15 protein-coding genes are annotated in these 19,809 nt (G+C 40.4%); 4 read left to right on the top strand and 11 right to left on the bottom strand.

The features are described 5' to 3' along the window. Window positions 1-41: 41 nt before the first annotated feature. From BMX21_RS16790 to BMX21_RS16760, 7 genes are all read right to left on the bottom strand, one after another. A complete protein-coding gene (locus BMX21_RS16790; RefSeq protein ID WP_092046094.1) occupies window positions 42-1,676 on the bottom strand; it encodes a type 2 periplasmic-binding domain-containing protein in 1,635 nt (544 codons plus the stop codon). Window positions 1,677-1,793: 117 nt separating this feature from the next. Then, on the bottom strand, window positions 1,794-2,693 hold the full coding sequence (locus BMX21_RS16785; protein ID WP_092046092.1) for a carbohydrate ABC transporter permease: 900 nt from the start codon (window positions 2,691-2,693) through the stop codon (window positions 1,794-1,796). Window positions 2,694-2,715: 22 nt separating this feature from the next. Further along, entirely contained in the window at window positions 2,716-3,747 is a 1,032-nt protein-coding gene (locus BMX21_RS16780) for an ABC transporter permease (protein ID WP_092046090.1), read from the bottom strand. 312 nt (window positions 3,748-4,059) lie between these two features. Continuing rightward, window positions 4,060-6,141, bottom strand: a complete 2,082-nt coding sequence (locus BMX21_RS16775; protein ID WP_092046088.1) for a helix-turn-helix transcriptional regulator — start codon at window positions 6,139-6,141, stop codon at window positions 4,060-4,062. Between the two features lie 174 nt (window positions 6,142-6,315). Continuing rightward, window positions 6,316-7,536, bottom strand: coding sequence for a CaiB/BaiF CoA transferase family protein (locus BMX21_RS16770; RefSeq protein WP_092046086.1), 1,221 nt, complete (start codon window positions 7,534-7,536; stop codon window positions 6,316-6,318). Next, window positions 7,533-7,928 carry an AtuA-related protein gene (locus tag BMX21_RS16765; RefSeq protein ID WP_242952949.1) on the bottom strand — a complete coding sequence of 132 codons (396 nt, stop codon included), beginning with the start codon at window positions 7,926-7,928 and terminating at the stop codon, window positions 7,533-7,535. The genes BMX21_RS16770 and BMX21_RS16765 overlap by 4 nt, the downstream gene beginning before the upstream one ends. Before the next feature lie 121 nt (window positions 7,929-8,049). Next, the gene (locus BMX21_RS16760) at window positions 8,050-9,438 is read right to left on the bottom strand and encodes an acyclic terpene utilization AtuA family protein (RefSeq protein ID WP_092046084.1); all 1,389 of its coding nucleotides are present in this window, start codon (window positions 9,436-9,438) and stop codon (window positions 8,050-8,052) included. Between the two features lie 387 nt (window positions 9,439-9,825). Between BMX21_RS16760 and BMX21_RS16755 the strand changes: the two genes are divergently transcribed. Then, window positions 9,826-10,851 carry a LacI family DNA-binding transcriptional regulator gene (locus BMX21_RS16755; protein ID WP_092046082.1) on the top strand — a complete coding sequence of 342 codons (1,026 nt, stop codon included), beginning with the start codon at window positions 9,826-9,828 and terminating at the stop codon, window positions 10,849-10,851. A 61-nt stretch (window positions 10,852-10,912) separates the two neighbouring features. On the opposite strand, the gene BMX21_RS16750 is transcribed toward BMX21_RS16755, so the two are convergent. From BMX21_RS16750 to BMX21_RS16740, 3 genes are read right to left on the bottom strand one after another with little or no spacing between them, the layout of a single operon-like run. Next, window positions 10,913-12,589, bottom strand: coding sequence for an extracellular solute-binding protein (locus BMX21_RS16750; RefSeq protein WP_092046080.1), 1,677 nt, complete (start codon window positions 12,587-12,589; stop codon window positions 10,913-10,915). A 34-nt stretch (window positions 12,590-12,623) separates the two neighbouring features. Continuing rightward, window positions 12,624-13,496 carry a carbohydrate ABC transporter permease gene (locus BMX21_RS16745; RefSeq protein ID WP_092046078.1) on the bottom strand — a complete coding sequence of 291 codons (873 nt, stop codon included), beginning with the start codon at window positions 13,494-13,496 and terminating at the stop codon, window positions 12,624-12,626. After that, on the bottom strand, window positions 13,496-14,455 hold the full coding sequence (locus BMX21_RS16740) for an ABC transporter permease (protein ID WP_092046076.1): 960 nt from the start codon (window positions 14,453-14,455) through the stop codon (window positions 13,496-13,498). Before BMX21_RS16740 ends, BMX21_RS16745 begins: the two co-directional genes overlap by 1 nt. A 551-nt stretch (window positions 14,456-15,006) precedes the next feature. Between BMX21_RS16740 and BMX21_RS16735 the strand changes: the two genes are divergently transcribed. Next, complete coding sequence (locus BMX21_RS16735; protein WP_092046074.1) at window positions 15,007-16,764, top strand: DUF6709 family protein; 1,758 nt, start codon at window positions 15,007-15,009, stop codon at window positions 16,762-16,764. A gap of 66 nt (window positions 16,765-16,830) precedes the next feature. Here the strand turns inward: BMX21_RS16735 and BMX21_RS20220 are convergent, their stop codons facing one another. Beyond that, window positions 16,831-17,613 (bottom strand): aldehyde dehydrogenase family protein, encoded by a 783-nt coding sequence (locus tag BMX21_RS20220; RefSeq protein ID WP_278305259.1) that lies wholly within the window; start codon window positions 17,611-17,613, stop codon window positions 16,831-16,833. 159 nt (window positions 17,614-17,772) lie between these two features. Here BMX21_RS20220 and BMX21_RS16725 point away from each other — a divergent pair, with 159 nt between their 5' ends. Together BMX21_RS16725 and BMX21_RS16720 are read left to right on the top strand one after the other, a co-directional pair. Next, entirely contained in the window at window positions 17,773-19,503 is a 1,731-nt protein-coding gene (locus BMX21_RS16725; protein ID WP_092039752.1) for an IS1634 family transposase, read from the top strand. A 4-nt stretch (window positions 19,504-19,507) separates the two neighbouring features. Beyond that, a complete protein-coding gene (locus tag BMX21_RS16720; RefSeq protein ID WP_022755965.1) occupies window positions 19,508-19,726 on the top strand; it encodes a hypothetical protein in 219 nt (72 codons plus the stop codon). Window positions 19,727-19,809 lie beyond the last annotated feature (83 nt).

The raw sequence follows: 19,809 nt of genomic DNA, 5'->3' as shown, positions 1-19,809 counted from the left end.
GCTGTATATTTTTTATATTATATAATTACATTTGATATTTATTATCTTGCATTATATCTGTCAAGAGCAGCCTGCTGAAGTTCTATGCATCTGTCAATATTGTAAGACCTTAATTGTTCTACAAACGCATCATACTCATCAAGTGACTTCTCACCTGTGATGAACTTAACTGTGTTCTCACGAGCAAGTGTCTGTATATCTGTATAAAGTGTAACATATTCTGTGTTCTCAGCGTCAGTCATTGTCATGCATGGAGGAAGCATAAGGTCAAACTTGTCTTTGTCGAATTCATCATATGCTTTAAGTGCATCCTGTCCTTCATAGATAGGATCGAACATACCCCAGTTATATAATCCAAAATCTGCTGTTCCAAGTGTATATGTATATACAGCCTCTGCTCTTGTATTAACCTTGCCTTCATCTATCATGGCCTGCATAGCATCTGTAAGGTGATAAGTACCATCAGCATCTACTGTATATGACTCGCCTTCGATACCAAGTGTATTAAGGAGCATTGATTCATTAGAATACCAGAAGTCAAGATATCTGCATGCAAGCTCAAGATCTTTGGTAGATGTGGAGATACCAACTTCTTCCTTAACAAGAGCTGATGTGTTAAATCCAATCTCAGGTGTATCGCCTTCCTTAAGTACAGGAGAGGATGTTGCTACAAGATTGAAGTCCTCATCTGTTGTATATCCCTGTGTCTTGAGCACATCTGAAGTAAGTCCCCAAAGCTGAACGCCGGCGCCAGCCTTGCCTGTTCCAATATAATCAGCAGGGCTTGCCATATCTGCAGAGTTGGTCATGAAGTTAGGATCAATGAGACCTCTTTCATACCAGTCATGGAAGAGCGTCAGCCACTGTTTGTAACCATCTTCAAGAGGACCGTATTTGACAGTATCACCATCCTTATAGAATTCGCCGAGTACTCCGTATGCTGAAAGGAAATGGCTGAAATAGTCATATCCGTTAGTTCCGATCATGAGAGGTGCTTCACATTCCGGGTAGTTTTCTTTGAATGCTGTAAGGACCTTGTCCCAGTCATCTATTGTTCTGGGTACTTCAAGTCCAAGATCATCAAGCCAGTCTCCGCGAAGTGCCATTCCTGCCCATACTCTCTCACCTCTTATATCTCCAAAATATGATGTGATGGTACGTGTACCGACGATCTTACCTTCATCTGTTACAGTGTCTTTCTCAAGTTCAGGTATGCTGGTACGAAGTGCTGTATAATTGGGCATATATTTTTCTGCAACATCTGTAAGATCTACAAGTACACCGTCCTGAACACCTTTCTCTGTTCCTCCCGGATAGTAAGTTCCGCAGTCGCGAATGATATCCGGATATTCCCCTGATGCAAGCATGAGTCCAAACTGCTCCTGAGCAGAAGCTGCATCTACTACCTGCCAGTTAACATGTACATTGGTAAGCTCCTCCATCTTCTGGATAGCCTTAAGATCATTTGGATTCTCAACATAATCGTTGCTCCATACGATCCAGATGCTAAGTTCCTTTTTCTCCTTGAGCGGCCATGTCCATTCACCGTCTTCATTGTAGGCATAGTCTGCAGATGAAGTCGATCCGCTTGCCTGACCTGCATCCTTGCTGCAACCTGTGATAGCTGCCACAGTTGTCATCGCTGTAAGAAACAGTGCTACAATCTTTTTTCTCATTATGAAACCCTCCCTTTAAGAATATATTGTTTTGATATACCTTCTCTTTTTTTCCCATTCAATATTCAACAATAGTTTTTACTAATAGAATAGATTTTTACCAATGAATATAAGAAACTACCCCTTTACCGATCCAACCATAACACCTGTTACAAAATACTTCTGGCAGAAGGGATATATAGCCAGTATCGGAAGTGTAGATACTACGATAGCGCCATATTTGACCAGTGTCTTATAAAGCTGAGCATTGTCCATAAGATCTCCGGCATTGGCAGTAACTGAACTTGTCGAGTTCTGGGCAGATATCAGTATCTCTCTCATGAACATCTGAAGCGGATACATCTCTCTTGCTGTAGGCAGATACAACAGTGCTGAGAACCATTCATTCCACTTATCTACTGCAATAAACAGGATTATAACTGCAAAAGTAGCTTTGCAAAGCGGAAGGATGATCTTGAACATAATGGTAAGTTCGCCCGCACCATCCATTCTGGCTGACTCCTCAAGAGAATCTGGGATTGCCTGTATTGCTGTCCTCATGATGATAATATAGAAGACACCCATTGCCTGGGGGATAAGAAGAGCAGCTCTTGTATTAAGAAGTCCCAGCTTATTAACGACCATATATGTCGGGATCATACCGCCGTTGAAGAGCATTGTAAAAGCAAGGAACATCATAAGTACATTTCTGTATCTAAAACGCTTACGGGATGTGATATATCCTGCTATCACTGATAAGATACTTGTTATAAAGCACTGCGCTACTACATAGAACAAGGTGTTCTTATAACCTGTCCAGATATTCTTGTATCGCATGATGATCTTGTAAGCGTTAAATGATGGTTTGCCCAAAGGCCAGAGTATAAAGCTTGTTGCCTTATCAACAAGAGCAGGCTCTGATATAGAAGCAAAGCATACATGTACGATAGGAACGACACATATAAATGCGATGAATATAAGCAATATATAATTGAGGGTGTCAAATATATAATCGCCAATAGATTTTTTTACTACCATTTTGTAATCCCCCTGTTATAGTCTAGAATAGACTGGATTCGGTATACCTTTTCGATATAGCGTTGGTTATCAGAAGAAATGCAGTTCCGATAATAGAGTTAAACAAACCTACAGCGGTTGAGAAGCCGTAATCATATTGCTGAAGACCGCACCTATATATGTATGTGCTTATAACATCTGCTGTTTCATAGGTTGCAGGTGTATAGAGAAGAAGGATCTTGTCTGCTCCGACCTGAAGGATAGATCCCATTCTGAGTATAAGCATGATCATGATAGTCGGCATTATAGATGGTATCGTGATGCTGATACATCTCTGCCATCTTGAAGCTCCGTCAAGTACAGCTGCTTCATACAGTTCCTGATCTACTCCTGCAAGAGCTGCGATGTAGATGATCGAACCATAGCCCATTCCCTGCCATATATTGGAGATAATATGTATCGCCCAATAATAAGAAGGATTGGCAAGAAGGTTAGCCGGTGTTGTACCGGTAATCGCTGCAACCAGGTTGGAGATAAGGCCGCCGCTTTGTGTGAAGTCTACTATAAGACCGCATACAACAACCATGGATATAAAATAAGGCATGTAGGATACTGTCTGTATAGTTTTTTTGACAAATTTGGTACGCACTTCATTAAGAAGAAGAGCAAAGATTATAGGAGCCGGGAAGCCGAATATTACGTCCAGAACTCCGATCACTGTAGTATTTCTTATAAGTCTTCCAAAATAAGGTCCGGTAAAAAATCTTGTGAAATTATCAAATCCAACCCATGGACTTTTCGATATTCCAAGAGCCGGTGTATATTTCTGGAATGCCATCACTATTCCGCCCATCGGAATATAGTGAAATATAATGTACCAGGCAACAATTGGAATGCACATTATATAGATTACTTTGTTCCTCATAAAATCGATCCTTAGATTATGAAGAAGTCCAGCAAATCCGGCATTTTCGACATATCCGTTTTTAGGAATTACTGTTTTGCTTTTCTTCGCCGATGCTTTTGCCTTATTATCCGGCACGGCGATCTTTTCTTTTTTTAGCGCCTGTTCCATTCAACTCTCCTTTTCTTTTTTCATTAAATAACCCAATCCTCCACTACGGCAGCTATGTCACCGCAGCTCCGTGCTCCATCTACTTGCAAGTATACGCATGGAATGAAGGCGCTGAAAGAACCGATTTATGATATCGAAGTACCATTTTTGACATAGGTCAAAAATCAGACATATGCAAAAATGATACATAGAAAAAACAGGTTGCTTATAAGATATGGCAACCTGCATGTATTTGCGTATATTTCTGATGTGAAGTTATTTATTAAAACTTTCCACTTAAGTATACCGGTCCGTCCTAGTGGAAAGTTGTAGTTATTTATATTTATAATAGTCTCCGGGCGTTGTGCCGTATTTTTCTCTAAAACACCTGATAAGGGGTCTGGGGGTTGCAAAGCCCACCTTATCTGCGGCATCCTTGACTGTAAATCCCTCTTCCATAAGTTCTTTGGCCTTATCAAGTCTTACATTGTTGATGTATTCCAGCATTCCGGATCCATATACCTGTTTGAAGGTTCTGGACAAATACGAATTATTGACTCCAAGTTCATCAGCTATGCTATTCACATTCATATTCTTATCAGCATAGTATGTATCTACGTATTGCCTTGCTTTCTCAGCAATGTTAGTGCTCTTGCCACTATTTTCCATAGATGAATCTTGTATATCGTTAGTCTTAATAGTATTCTTAATGGTATTTTTTACAGCCTTGCCTACCATATTATCGAGCATGCCCTGAGCTTCTAGCCCTCGATGCATTCGGTACATATTCTGAATCTGTTCCATCTGATCCCAGCTTGTAAGTGTTGCCTTGGCATCATCATCAAGGGACAGCTCTTTGTAATAGGCAACATAAGGAAGCTGGCCTACATATATTCGATATTCTCTGACCAGCATGGCTTCACTATTACCCTTTATAAGTCCCTTCTTGCCATGATGTATATCAGAAATATTGGATACAAGCGCTATGTCATATTTCTCCCTTATGAAGGTACATACGCTGTTTAGCTTCGAAGTAAGATCTCCTAAAGTTATGTCATCAACGCCGTCAAGCTCTATGATATTGTAAAACCAATGTGCAAGACCTCCGCTTATGAGCAGGTTCTCCTTACCAAGGAGCTCTTCTGATACGTTATGGATTATAAACCAGACCATGTCTCTGTCTTTTTGTTCAAATGGTTCACCTGTAGGATTATCAATATCATAGCTTACAACCAGATATCTGTAGTCATCCTTATTGCCCGGCTCTAAGATGTCAATTCCATCATTAAGAAGTTTTATAAGCCTTGTTGCATTGTCATTTATATATTCAAAGTAATCTTTTGATGATTTTTGTAACATTCTGATAGATCTGTCTATTCCGTTCTCTATCTGCTTGAATTCATCGTTATCCCTGGTTCTGTCCCCAGAACTTACGACTTCATTTTTTTCCATAAAAGAGATTATCTCCTCAATGGGTCTATATTGGCGGCGAAGACAGTACACCGAAAGACCTGCAGCTATAAGAATAAGTGCGATACCATAGACAATGACTCCCAGGATAAAAGGGCGGATCTGCCCAAGGGCAATGCTTCTATCCATGACAGACACGAGCTTAATACCAAATGAGTTACTGTTATGGGGGTATATGATCCTGCCATCTACAGTCTCTTTGGCCTGACAGCTTATACACTGCGAGATAAACTCATCTGAGAACTCTTCACTTCCTATCTTGATATATTCTCCATCATCTGCTATCAGGAAAAAGGTATATCCGCTATCTATCCTGCTGCGAAGCTCTGACAGATCAAGCCTTATAAGAAGTACTGCATCCTGATCTTCAAGAGTAGTCTTGTACTGCGTTGCCATGGAATAGTAGAGCTGCTTGTCAGCACCTCTTCCTATTATCTTAAAGGCACTGTAGAGATTGTCTGAGAACAGTTTGTCACTATCCTGTGCCTGTAAGTCAATACCAGAGAGCATACGAAGGTTATCCTTTATATGGATATATTCTGATTCTGTCAGAACTCCAAAGTCTGCCTTTGGAAAAATAAGATACATCTTGCTAAAAGATGTATGAACAGCCATGTACTCATTGATGAGCCTGGATATATCAGATAGACGCATCCTGTCTTCGACAGTCTCATCTCCCTTCCTTGAGGCAACTGTAACAAGATCGTTGGATATCAACGTCTGGGCGCCAAGTACGACTTCCTCAAATGAATTATCCAAAAGCGCCATGTTCTCATCAGCAACATTCTCCTGAAGTGTCTGCTCTTTGATATAGAGCTTTCGCACCATAAACAGGGCTGACGCAATCAGCATCAACCCTGTAAGACATATGATTGTAAGTCCTATGACTATCCATCGTCTTAGTATAGGTCGATGTTTTAGATATTTAAAGACTTGTGCAATCATAAAATAGCTCCTGTAATTTTATCTTTTTTGCTTCTAACTTATGCCTAAAAACCGTTACGAGTTCTTGTTGGCAAGACTTAAAACTAAAGGATCTGTTACTAATATCACTTAATATTAATAACTTCTTTAGATTTACTAATATATCCAAGATATATAAATAATCATATGAATATATCAGATTACTTTTTGCTGTTTTAATTCTCTGATCTGATCTTCATCCATGCCCAAAATATCACCAAATACCATATCATTGTCCTGACCAAGTGTAGGTGCCGGATAATTGATCCTGGGCATCATATCCATAAGTTTAATGGGATTGCCATTGACTTTCATATGTCCTATCACAGGATGTTCTATGTCTATGAACATCTCTCTATCAGATGCAATATGCTGATCTTCTGTGATATTTTTGACATCATATATAGGACCTGCGGGAATTCCGGCGCCTAGTATAATATCAACTATATCATCAACACTCTTGTCCATAGTCCACTTTTCAATCTCAGCTTTCTGAATGAGGTTGTTCTGAACTCGCAAGGGAACTGTAAGGAATCTCTCATCAGTTATCATGTCTTCTCTTCCGATGAGACGGCAGAACTTCTCATATAGCTTCTGATTGCCACATGCGATGACTACGAATCCGTCCCTGGCATGATATGTGTCATATGGAGCTATAGATGCGTATGCATTGCCGCTTCTAACAGGGATCTGTCCTGAATCAAAATACCTTATATATGCATTTTCAAGGCTGGCAACTACGCTGTCTACAAGCGACACATCAACTCTCTGACCCTTGCCTGTTCTCTGCCTTGCATGAAGAGCCATAAGAACGCCCATTATCATATTCATACCGCCAAGCATGTCTCCCATGGCATTACCTGACCTTGTAGGCTCTCCGCCAGGACATCCTGTTATAGACATAAGGCCACCCATCCCTTGCGATATTATATCATAACCCGGGCGCTGGCTGTATCTTCCATAGCTCCCGAATCCGGAACATGCCGCATATATAAGCCCGGGGTTTATTTTTTTAAGAACGTCATAACCAAGCCCCAGTTTATCCATAACACCTGGTCTGAAATTCTCTAAGACTACATCTGCCTTTGTGACGAGCTTTTTAAAAATCTCTTTACCTTTTTCTGATTTTAGATTTAATGTAATTCCTTTTTTATTACGATTAAGATTGGCATAATAGACGCTCTCACCATTTTTATATGGACCGTAGCCTCTTGCATCATCTCCCTTGCCGGGGACTTCTATCTTGATCACTTTGGCGCCAAAATCTCCTAGTATAGATCCGCCATAAGGCCCTGCTACTACTCTTGTAAGATCAAGGACGCATATATCTTCAAGTGCCTGTGGATTGTTCCCTGCACTATTTAATCCATCACTCATACTCTTGCCTCCTCATATGGATCTTCGAAGGGCATGAGCCTTGCGCCAAGCTTCTGTATCGTCTCAAGCTCCTCATCAGATACATCTATCTTCATCCTCATAACTGCTGATCCCATGGACTTGCCAAGGCTGTCCAGACGAAGGCTCATAGTAGCTCCGCCGCCTAAAGCATGATGCATCACAAAGTTCATGCCAAGTAGGGTCTCGACATCATATCGTATGATGTCGCCTTTGACCATGTCTCCAAAGTACTCTTTTAGCCTTGTAGGTGTTACTTCCCTTTTTATGATATTGTAGAATTCCGATCTTCTTGCAAATACGCATACATTGCTGGTATCGCCCTTATCTCCGCTTCTTCCGTGGGCAATGTCATATAAATATATTCTGGGCATAATCAATCCTCTTTTTTATCTTTTATTATTTCAATCTTTTACTATTTAAATCTTTTATATATCATTACTATAGTATTCTTTTTTATGATCAATGCCGGAAAGCTATAGTTGTCTGTGGTTATCAGACTGTGATCATATGGCTCTTCACATCAAGAGCATCTCTTGGGATAACTGTCGGATACAGGGCCATAACTTCCTGAACATGGGCTCTTCCTCCAAAGAATGAAGCACCCTGTGGTCCATTAAGCTGAAGAGGACTTATCTCAGGTATTATCTTGGCGCATTCATTCTTATCTTCTGAGAAAACAGCTATGCGCATAACACACTCATTGAGCCTTGCCAGTGTCTCAGGGTTCTTATCAGCAACGCCGAGGTGGAGAGAGTCAAGACCTATAAAGCTGATATGAACATCGTCTGCTTTCATTCCTTTTTCCTTCATCTTGTTCATGATGATCTCTGCACAGTATTTTGCCTTCTCATAAGCATCCGGCCAGGCAAAAGACAACATGGATACGGTCTTCCAGCCCTTGTGATAACCTACGCAGAGCTTGATAGTGTCAGGGCGCTTCTTGCCTTTGATGCCGGCTACGGATACCCTGTTCTCTCCCTTTTTTGTGATGGTTGCATGACTTATATCTACGTTTACATCAGGTGTCAGATAGTTAGAAGGATCCAGCACTTCATACAGAAACTGCTCTTTAACACTCTGTTCTGTAATAAGTCCGCCGCAGTCTGGCGCTTTGGTTATCTCCATAGTATCTTCTGTAAGCTCAGCAATTGGGAATCCCAGATGTTCCATATCAGGAACGCTGCGCCAGTCATACATGAAGTTGCCACCAGCCCCCTGCCCTCCGCATTCTAATAAGTGACCAGCCATGATGCCTCTTGCAAGATTGTCCCAGTCATCATCTGCCCAGCCAAATTCATGCGCAAGTGGAGCAAGGAATAGAGCCGAGTCTGCAGCCCGCCCTGTGATAACAGTATCAGCGCCGCCAGCTATAGCCCTCTGTATCTCTTCATGTCCTATATATGCATTGCAGTTATATATCTTGTCTTTAATGTCTTCAAATGATATACCACTTGTGTCATTGCTTCCTGCTGTATCCATTGACGGGAAGTCCCATCCCTCTTTGATAAGCTGCGGGATCTTGGCCTTGATGTCATCTCCTGTTACATAACCTATCCTGTATCCACTTAGCCCTTCACTCAAAGCCCAGTTCTTTATAGCTTCAACGCAGCCGTCAACATTCATCCCCCCTGCATTGGTGATGATCCTTATATTCTTGTCATAAGCCTGTCTTCCTGCCTCTTTGAGCAGTCTTGTAACAAAATCCGGCGCATATCCTTTGGACGGATCTTTGATCTTCTGTCTCGCCATGATCGATAAAGTAAGTTCTGCAAGATAATCACATGCAAGATACTGAATATCAGCTTTACTGATCATATGTATTGCAGCATCAGGAGAATCTCCCCAGAATCCCTGACCACCGCCTATAGCTATCTTCTTCATATTAGTTCCTCCGAATTAGGTAAAAGCTTTTCATCTGTTTGGAAAAAATACGATCCTATCAGGTATATATCAGTGATATATGCCTTATTAAGGCTCTTGTATCCAAAACAAATTGGAATGATAAATACAGTAATATCAATATTGCACGGATATAAAAATTTAGATGGATTGGTTTAGTACATCGTTGTACTTTATTTTTGGATTATACGCTTATAGCTGGTAAATGTAAATAGTATATCGTTGTACTATTTTATATAGTGCATGGGGGATTTATGTGATATTATTATGATGTATAACTCAAACTTCTCACTTGGATGTGTGAATATCCTTGATGTTACATCATCTAAGTAATACTTACGAAAATACAAAATATAAAGAGGACTTAAAATGACAACAATTAAAGATATCGCAAAATACACTGGTTTTTCTGCAAGTACTGTATCAATAGTACTTAGAGGTCTTGGAGAAAAAAGAAATATATCAAAAGAAACACAAAAAAAGATCAATGATGCTGCTATGAAGCTTGGCTATACACCAAATATGCAGTCCAAGCTACTTAGAAGCAATCTTCCTAACATGCATATCATAACTCTTTTTTGGGATGCAAATGCAAGACAGTATATACTGCCCCGTTTCTTCAAAGGACTTCAGGATTCACTTATACGAAACGGATACAAATATGAACTTCAGATCATGCCCTATAATGTAGGTCATCTTAAGGATGCCATCACAAAGAGAACTATAATGGGAAGCAATGGTTTTATCATATGCAACGCATCTGAAGATGATATGACATACCTCGAAAACAATGACTTTCCAATACCGATCGTTATTTATAATCGTTATTCCAAGAAATATCCAACTATAAACATGAATGATTATGAGATAGGAAGCACTGCTGCAGATGTATTTATAAGTCAAGATTTACAGCACCCTGTTATTATTACTTCTAAAGCTGATTTCAATGGAATGAGTATACGTGAGAATATGTTCAGATACAAGTTCAATGAAATAGGTATTAAAGATGTTGAAACAGTAATTACAGATGATTCTTTGATAGGCGGATACAAGGCCGCTCTTAAGATAGCTGTACGCATAAATAAAAAAAGTCAGGGCTCTGTACCTGACTGTATCCTGTGCTCTTCTGACAATATAGCCTTTGGAGCTCTTAAAGCTTTTCATGAAAATGGTATACATATTCCTGATAAGCTCAAACTTATCAGCATAGGCAACGGGCCTAGTGAACAGGAGGAATTTTCAATTCCTTCTCTTTCTGTTGTCAATCTCCCCATGGAGGAAATGGCAGATGCATGCCTTTCAAGAATTGCAAGAGCAATAAGCGACTTTGACCTAAGCCCTGATTCTAAAGAATTCAAGGCAACCTTCGTTGCTCGCGAAAGTTGCCCTGAATGATTTCTTATAGATCAATTATTACCAATTGAAATATTTTTTACCTGCATTATTTATAATTGCATTATTTCTCAGGAAGGTTCTCTGCATCGCCGTATGCATTTTCCCAAGCTGTCTTTCTCTCATCCATGATAGTCTGTCCGCCTGATGCGAGGTAATCCTGCATTCCAGCATCCCAAACGCTATCGAAATCAGCTTCTGATGCGCTAAGAGCCTTATCGTATACCTGATCACGCTTACTTGAAAGAGCTTCACCAAATCCTGCTTCAGACTCGATAGCACCAACTTGTACATTACCAAGTTCTCTTGTATCTGTCTTAGCAATCTCATCAGCTCTTAAGATAAGGTTAGGATCTACACCTGCATAGCTATATGCAAGTGAGAGCTCTGTGATCTCAGGATCTACAAGGTGAAGACCGTTACATGTGATTGTATAGTCGATGTTCATACCGGAGTTCTGGATAGCATCGCCTGTTGCAGCCTGAATCTGGATAGCACCATTGTCAGCAACTGTGTGTGTAACGTTCTCATCACCGATCTGGAGATACTGGATAGTCTCAGGATCTGAGATGAAATCAAGGTACAGAAGAGACGCAAGAGGTTCATCGTTAGTTACAGGGAAGAAGATTTTTCTGTCGATAGGGCCTGCGATCCACTTAGTATGTGTTCCGTTGGAATCTTCGAAAGGATCGATTGCTACATAAGAAGCGTCTTCGCCTACAAGTCTCTTGAGGTTAGCTTCGATAGAATCTTCACCGTTTCTGTAAGGGTAATCCCAGTTGTGTGTGAATGCACCAACATAGCCGGCCTTCATCATGTCGTCTTCTGTTGTGTCGCCGCTTCCGTATACAGCGAAATCATCCCACATAAGACCTTCGTTGTACCACTTGTTGAGGAGCTTGATAGCATCCTTAGTACCGTTTTCTGTAAGCTTTCTGTCATCGAATCCGTTTACATAGTACTCTTTTTCTGTGATAGCCGGATCCATGAATGACTCGATAAGAGTAGCTGCTCTCCAACCTACGTCATAGCTTACTGAATAAGGAACCATCTTGTCAGCATCTGCGCCAAGAAGCTTGTCAGCATTGTCTCTGAACTGGCAGAGAACATTGTAAAACTCATCCTTAGTTGTAGGCTCTTCAAGGCCAAGAGTATCAAGCCAGTCTTTACGGATGAACGTGCAGATACGGTTCTGGTTAGCAAGTCTTGCTTCAAGTGCCCAGATTGATCCTGATTCAGGATCTTTGTCCCAATAGATATTGGACTCACCGAGCCAATCCCAGAGGTTAGGAAGTACATCCTTATAATCCTCTACATATGAGCTCAGATCGAGAACACCACCCATATCAGCATAAGTCTGAATTGTAGCATAGCTGTATGTTACGCATACATCAGGAGCTGTCTGTGCTGCAAGGAGGTTGTTGATCTCATCAACCTCTGTCCATCTTGGAACCTTTACAAACTGTACATCTACATTGTGCTGCTCGAGCATCTGATCATGGATGTACTTAGTGTACATGTTGTCTGTAGGGTCAGATCCGCCATCATTACCACGATCATAAACCTCTACTGTGATTGTTCTTGTGTCAGCAAACTTGCCATCTACAAGCTCTGTTGCAGCATCTGCAGGAGCTGAGCCTGTTGCTGTACCCTGTCCGTTTCCTTCGCCGGATTTGCCGCATGCAGCAAGTGATACTACCATACTTGATGCAAGAAGCAGTGAAAGTAACCTTTTCTTCATTTTTCCCTCCTTGACGCTTGTGCGCCATATTATTTTATTCTTTAACTGCACCAACCATAACTCCGTGAATGAAGTACTTCTGGAGGAATGGATATATGCACAGAATCGGAACCGTTGAGAACATAACTATAGCTGCCTTAAGTGACTCTGAAAGACCTGGTGCAGAGAAACCTTCCTGTGTTGCAACTTCTACGCTGTTGATGTTGTTGAGGATGTTGTACAAAAGGAGCTGAAGAGGATAGAACTCTGATTTCTTAATATACATAAGAGCATCTGAGTATCCGTTCCATCTACCTACTGCATAGAACAGAGCGAGTGTTGCAAATACAGGTTTGGAAAGCGGTATATATATTTTCCAAAGTATTGTAAAAAAGTCAGCGCCGTCAATCTCTGCGGATTCTCTGAGTGAATCAGGGATTCCGTAGAAGAAACTTCTCATAATGATCATGTTGTAAACGCTAAGGCAATATGGAAGAACCAGTACCAGCGGATTGTCCAGAAGATTAAGATTCTGCATCAGAAGGTAGTTAGGTATTGCTCCTGCGTTGAAGAACATTGTGATAGTTATTACTACGTTAAAAAATCCTTTTCCCTTAAGATCTGGAAAAATAAGAGGATATGCACATATAGTTGTCATAGTAAGTGATACTACTGTACTAACAAGTGTGAGGATAACTGTATAAACAAATGCATTGATATACTTCATATCCTTGAAAACTGTTGCATATGCGCCGAAGTTAAGTCCCTTTGGAAGCAGATATACTTCATGTCTTACAAGCGCATCAGTACTACTAAGTGATCTGGCGAGCAGGTTGATCATAGGAATAATACAGATAAGACTTATGATCACGCATATAAGAACAAAGATCCAATCGCCAAACATTGCCTTTTTTGATTTTACTTTCATTACCAGATACCCCTTTCTCCGAGCTTTCTAGACAGCCAGTTAGCCATAAGCAGGAAAAATACGCCAACTACAGACTGGAACAGTCCGACAGCTGTTGTCAGTGAGAACTGCAGGCCCTTGATACCATACTGATATACGTATGTTGAGAGAACCTGCGCCTGATCCATTACGAGGTTATTCTGGAGTGCGAATGGTCTGTCAAAACTACTTCCAAGGATATTACCGATAGCCATGATAAGAAGAATAACTATTGTAGGCTTGATACCAGGAAGTGTGATATGCCACATCTTCTTGAAACGTCCGGCACCATCAACAGATGCTGCTTCGTAAAGTTCTGAGTTGATACCTGCTATTGCAGCAAGATATACGATTGAGTTCCATCCAAAACTCTGCCATACACCAAGGAAGATATATGTCCATACCCAGTGATTACCATCATTGAGGAATGGAACTGCCTCTCCGCCCATCTTTGTGATAGCCAAGTTGATAAGACCTGTGCTAGGTGCAAAGAGCTGTATAGCAATACCATAGATGATGACCCATGATAAGAAGTGAGGCATGTATGCAATTGTCTGAACCACTTTCTTGAAACGCTTGAATACAAGCTCATTAAGAATAAGTGCAAATATGATTGGGATCGGGAATCCGATACACAGATCAAGAAGGTTAAGAACGATAGTGTTCCTAAGTGCCCTTAAGAATTCAGGATTGGAAAATGCCTGTATGAAATACTGGAATCCATTATTCTTGGCCAGGGGCATACTCCAAACACTTGTGTTGAGCATATATTTTTTGAATGCAATCTGAATATATACCATAGGTACATACTTAAACACTAAAAAATATACCATTGGTATAGCCAGCAAAACGTATAACTGCCAATACCTTTTAAGATAATTTTTGGAAAGCTTCTTTTTGGTTACTACAGAAGTTTTCTTATTTGCAGAGCTAGTCTCCACCTATAAATCCTCCCTACTAAATTTGTATCTAAATTAATAACTCCTATACATTTATAAAGGGTTATAGGCAGAGTTTCTTTTTTAATATTGCTATTCTTGTACTAATTATTGCTATTTATTTTCATTCAAAAGTTGCGCTAGAATAAACATTTTTTGCGATTATCTGTATATCGTTTGTATATTTTATTTAATTTCACATGGCTAAAGTGGGATTTATTATGGATATTTATATTAGAAGAAACAGAATGCGAAAAGGCAATTTTCACAATAATAATTCCGGATTAATTATTTCTTATTAGGGAGACAGGTGCAATAATTGTATATTGTAATATGAGCATATCAGCTATTTGATATATGACATGATTTTATTAGTTTCCGTTTTGTTATTAAAGATTCTTATGATCGTATCATTTTCTCCTACTATTTTTACTGATAACATGGCCCAACAGCATAAAAGAAACACACATTATTACTAAGATTGACATGCTCATAAGGCTTTGTATATGTTAGAATATAAGCGTTGCACATAATATAAGTTGGGGGACAAATTAATGCTTAGTAAAAAAGCCAGAATTATTGTTGCAGTACTTATCATGATTGGGGCTGTCATCTATACAGTTCCAAGTTGGGAAGAAACAAAGGACGTCGTTACAGGTAATATTCCAAGCCTTACCGACTATCTGGAAGAATATGGGGATGGTGAGCTTCCGGAAAGGTACGTAAACGTCACTATTGATGCAAACCTTGGTAACTATGCATCTGTCACTTATGATGATACATCAGGTAAAGACAGATACTATTATATAGCCTGGCTTGATGATAGTTCATTTATATCTATGTATGTCTTTGATAGTAACCGTAAACTCATGGATAAGATATCAGATAAGACCTGGAGTTACCTGGATGGTGATATAGATTCAAACGAGCTCCTGTCCGGTGATGTATATAGCTTTGTCGGCATCATCAGATCCATGGACGATGAGGAGGAGAGATTCTATCGCTCAACTATTGCAGAGTACAGCATTGATGAATCTGAAAGTGTTGTAAGATATCAGACTATCTGCCCTGCTGGTCAAGATCTTGTACCCTCTTTTCTCATAGACAAATATCTAATGCCCGGAATAATCATCCTTCTGGCATTATACGATATCATCAAAAATGGCTCAAAGCTACTTAAAGAGCGAAAACAAAGAAAGGCTTTCGAAAATTCCATAAGTTCATATGGTACTTCTATAGCCTCCTCATATGAAAAGCAAAAGCCTGTCAAAAAGGCAAAAGTTGTAACCGGCAAAGATGCTGTTAAGAGAGTTAATAATGAATCACTAAAACTATATCTTAAGAAAAAGAAAAAACTAGCTCTTGCCGGCTCTATAATCCTTGCAATAAGTATCCTTGCACCGGTTATATATTCTATATATTCACACAATGAAGAAGTTTCGGCCAAAAATACGACTATATACAATATGGACGATGCCGCTGAATATGAGAAAGCATCCGTCAAGTCAATCGGCGAGATCAAAGTCTCCTATGTGCCTATCCTGTTCTACTCACCAAGCAGCGGAGACTATGGCGTGTATATGATCAGTACGGATAACGGCATATATATAGCAGAGCTTGATGACAAAGAATACCAAAAGGCAATGAAAGAACTTAAAGATACAGGCGTTGCAACTCTTCACGGCTATTATGACACCCTCCTTGATATGGGTAAAGAAAATGCTGTTACTTTCTATAACGAAAGCACAGGTGAAGACATAGACTTAGATGATTATGATGAGCTTTTTGGAAAATACTGCCTTGTAGTTGAAGAATCATACAATGGCAGCGGAATCTCAGAAGATGATATAGAAACGGCTGTTATTTTTGCTATGTTCCCATGTATACTGGGACTATTCCTTCTCTATTTCGGTATGACTCCTATCCATAGCTTCAAGAAAACTATGTGCAGGCTTACTGATAGTGAATATGCTATGTTAGAATCAGATCTTAAATCTGCTACTACCAAAGAGATAATAAAGAATGCCTTCTACTGTACCAACAAATATATATTCACATACTATACTGATACGAGACTTATCCCATATTCTGATATTGTCTGGGCATATGTTAAGATCAACAAACAGTATGGAAAAGATATAACTTATACGATTGAAATCCTGGATATATATAAGGGCAGTTATAGTCTTCCGGCACTGGCTGCCTGTGAAGCAAACATGGGGCTTGCGAATCTCGTACTAAATCTTATAGCGCAGAAGAATCCAAAAGCCCGAATCGGATATACCAAAGAAAATATAGATGCAGCATCTTGAATGATAGCCGCCCATGGTATTTTCAAGGATATAACTAGCTTGATGATTCCATACAATTAGCAAGCTTCACCTTTCAAACAATCTGATGAGCCCAAGCTTAATCCCTTTATATGGGTGCTCCCTAAGCGGCAGGTTGAATCTTGTACTTCCTACAAGGACAGTTGTAGGATGTGTGAATTCCATAAATCCCCACTTGCCGTGATATGCTCCCATGCCGGAATGACCTGTTCCACCAAAAGGCACGCCTTTGACCATCATATGAAGGCACACTTCGTTGATGCAGCCGCCTCCGAACTGCATAGTAGACATTACTTTCTGCGCCCAATCGATATTCTCAGTGAAGATGTATAGGGCAAGTCCGTGATGCCTTGATTCGATAATATTAAGGAGCTTGTCCACCTCGTTATCTTCGAAGGGGACGATAGGCAGAAGCGGATTAAAGAGCTCATGATTGACTATAGGCTCGTCGTCCTTGACAGGATATATGATAGTTGGCTGGAATCTAAGGCTCTGAGGATCGCCCTTGCCGCCATAGATGACCCTGTCTTTATAAAGGTCGCATTCGGACTTACATTTGTCATAGGCGCTTTTAGTGATGAGGTGCGGATATTCGCTGTTTACAAGCGCATCATCGCCTATCTGGCGTTTGAACTCACCTTTTAACAGTTCTATGAATCTGTCAGCAATTTCGCTGGCAACGGCAATCTGATTGATATTGATACAGATCTGTCCGCTGTTGAGCATCTTGAAGAAGGCAATCTTTCTTGCAGCATCTTTGAGATTAGCATCTTTCCTGATAATGCACCAGTTCCCATTCTCGCCGCCCAGTTCCAGAGCTACAGGTGTCAGATTCTTAGACTGTGAACTTCCGCGATAATTAACTCTCGGCAGCCAAATTGAGAGGTGGAGAAATTGGAAAAAACCAGATTTTATGCGGATTTCACTTGATTTTGAGTGGGAAACATGGTAAGATAATAGAGAAGTAATTACATCTCTATGGAGGCTGCCATGTATATGAATTTCCTTGTGAAGATACCGACTGGGGAAAACGGTATCACAATAAAAAACATCAAGGGAACTACCTACGTGTACTATGCGTATGAGAGAAAGTATGACCCTGTCAAGAAGTATTCCGTCCCCAAGACCACATCCATCGGAAGACGTGATGATGAGCACCTTGACATGATGTATCCTAATGCTAACTGCATGAAGTTCTTTCCGGATATAGAGATCCCTGAAGAACTGGAAGGGGATACCAGCCGCAGCAGTTGCCTGAATGTTGGAGCATTTTTTGTAATCAGGAAGATCATTGCCAGTTATCATATCGACGAGATGGTTAATCGTATTGTTGGCAAGGATGCCGGACTGTTTCTTGATCTTGCTGCATATAGCATTCTAACTGAGAACAATGCCGGTCAGTATTATCCTGACTATGCTTATAAGCATCCTCTCTTTACAAAAGGGATGCATGTCTATAGTGATTCAAAGATTTCAGACTTCCTTGGCCAGGACATGACTGATGCAAGGATTGCTTTCCTTAATGAATGGAATAAGAACCGGGATCACAGATCAAAGATTTATGTTTCTTATGATTCAACCAATAAGCACTGCCAGGCAGGTGATATAGATCTTGCTGAGATCGGACATGAAAAGGATAAGCAGGATAAGCCGATTTTCAACTATGCGATAGCATATGACAGGAACAACAATGAGCCCCTTTTCTATGAGGACTATCCGGGTAGCATCAATGACGTGTCACAGCTTCAGTACATGCTGGAAAAGGTGGAAGGCTATGGCTATAAAAATATAGGATTCATCCTCGACAGGGGATATTTTAGTGAGGCAAACATTCACTACATGGATCACCACGGCTACGGCTTTGTGATTATGGTCAAGGGCATGAAGGACCTTGTGAGTGAGCTTGTTTTAAAACATAGAGGCAGTTTTGAGCAGAGCAGGGCAAACAGCATAAGATCCTATAAAGTCAATGGAATGACAGTTAAGATGCAACTGTTCCCTTCGGATGAAAAGGACAGATATTTCCACATATACTACAATGACAGAAAACATGCAGCAGAACGCGAGAATGTAGAGAGAAAGATAGACAGGATAGTCGAGTTTCTTGAAAAGAACAGGGGCAAGAAGATACCCCCAAGTCCAAACATTGAGAAATACTTTAAACTTGAGATTTACAATAAGGGCAAGGAAGATGAACGACTCCTTGCATGGCGCGAACGCACTGATGTCATAGACAGGGAGATTGCACTCTGTGGATACTTTGTACTTATCACATCAGAGTCCATGACAGCGGAAGAAGCAATAAACCTGTATAAGAGCAGGGATGTTTCCGAAAAACTGTTCCGCGGAGATAAATCATATATGGGAGCAAGGGCAGAAAGGGTTTATGGAAATGAATCTCTGGAGACCAAGCTTTTCATAGAGTTCATAGCTCTTATCATACGTAATAAGATATATACATGCCTTAAGGATGAAGTAAAGGAGAGTGGACAGAAAGAGAATTACATGACAGTTCCAGCCGCACTTAAGGAACTTGAAAAGATAGAGATGATAAAGTCCTCTGACAATACATACAGGATAGATCACGCAGTAAGTGCTACCCAGAAAGCGATACTGAAAGCATTCGGGATGAATGCAGCAGACATAAAGACGCTGGGAAGAGCACTCGGAGAAGATCTAAAGAATGTAATTGTTAAGGCAAATGCAGAGAGGGAGGACTGATATCATGGCAAGAACAAGTTTAGACGATAGAATCAAGAAACAGGAAGAGGCAGTATTTAAGGCAAAAGACAGATATGAAGCAGAGCTTAAAGAACTGGACAAGCTCATAACAAAGCGCAGGGAACTTGAGAGCAAGGAACTGGTGAAGGCTTTCGAGAAGAGTAAAAAGTCACTGAAAGAGATCATAGAATTCATGAATGGGGACGCTGATGAGGAGGATTAAAAATCATCAACCCTGCATTAAGAGATTTTTTGAGGGGATTTACCGGAAGTGACGACGAGAGTTAAAAAGATAGGAAGTTAACA

This window comes from Butyrivibrio sp. TB, from assembly GCF_900110805.1.
Taxonomy (GTDB): Bacteria; Bacillota; Clostridia; order Lachnospirales; family Lachnospiraceae; genus Butyrivibrio; species Butyrivibrio fibrisolvens_C.
This window is presented reverse-complemented; position numbering and strand designations above follow the sequence as displayed.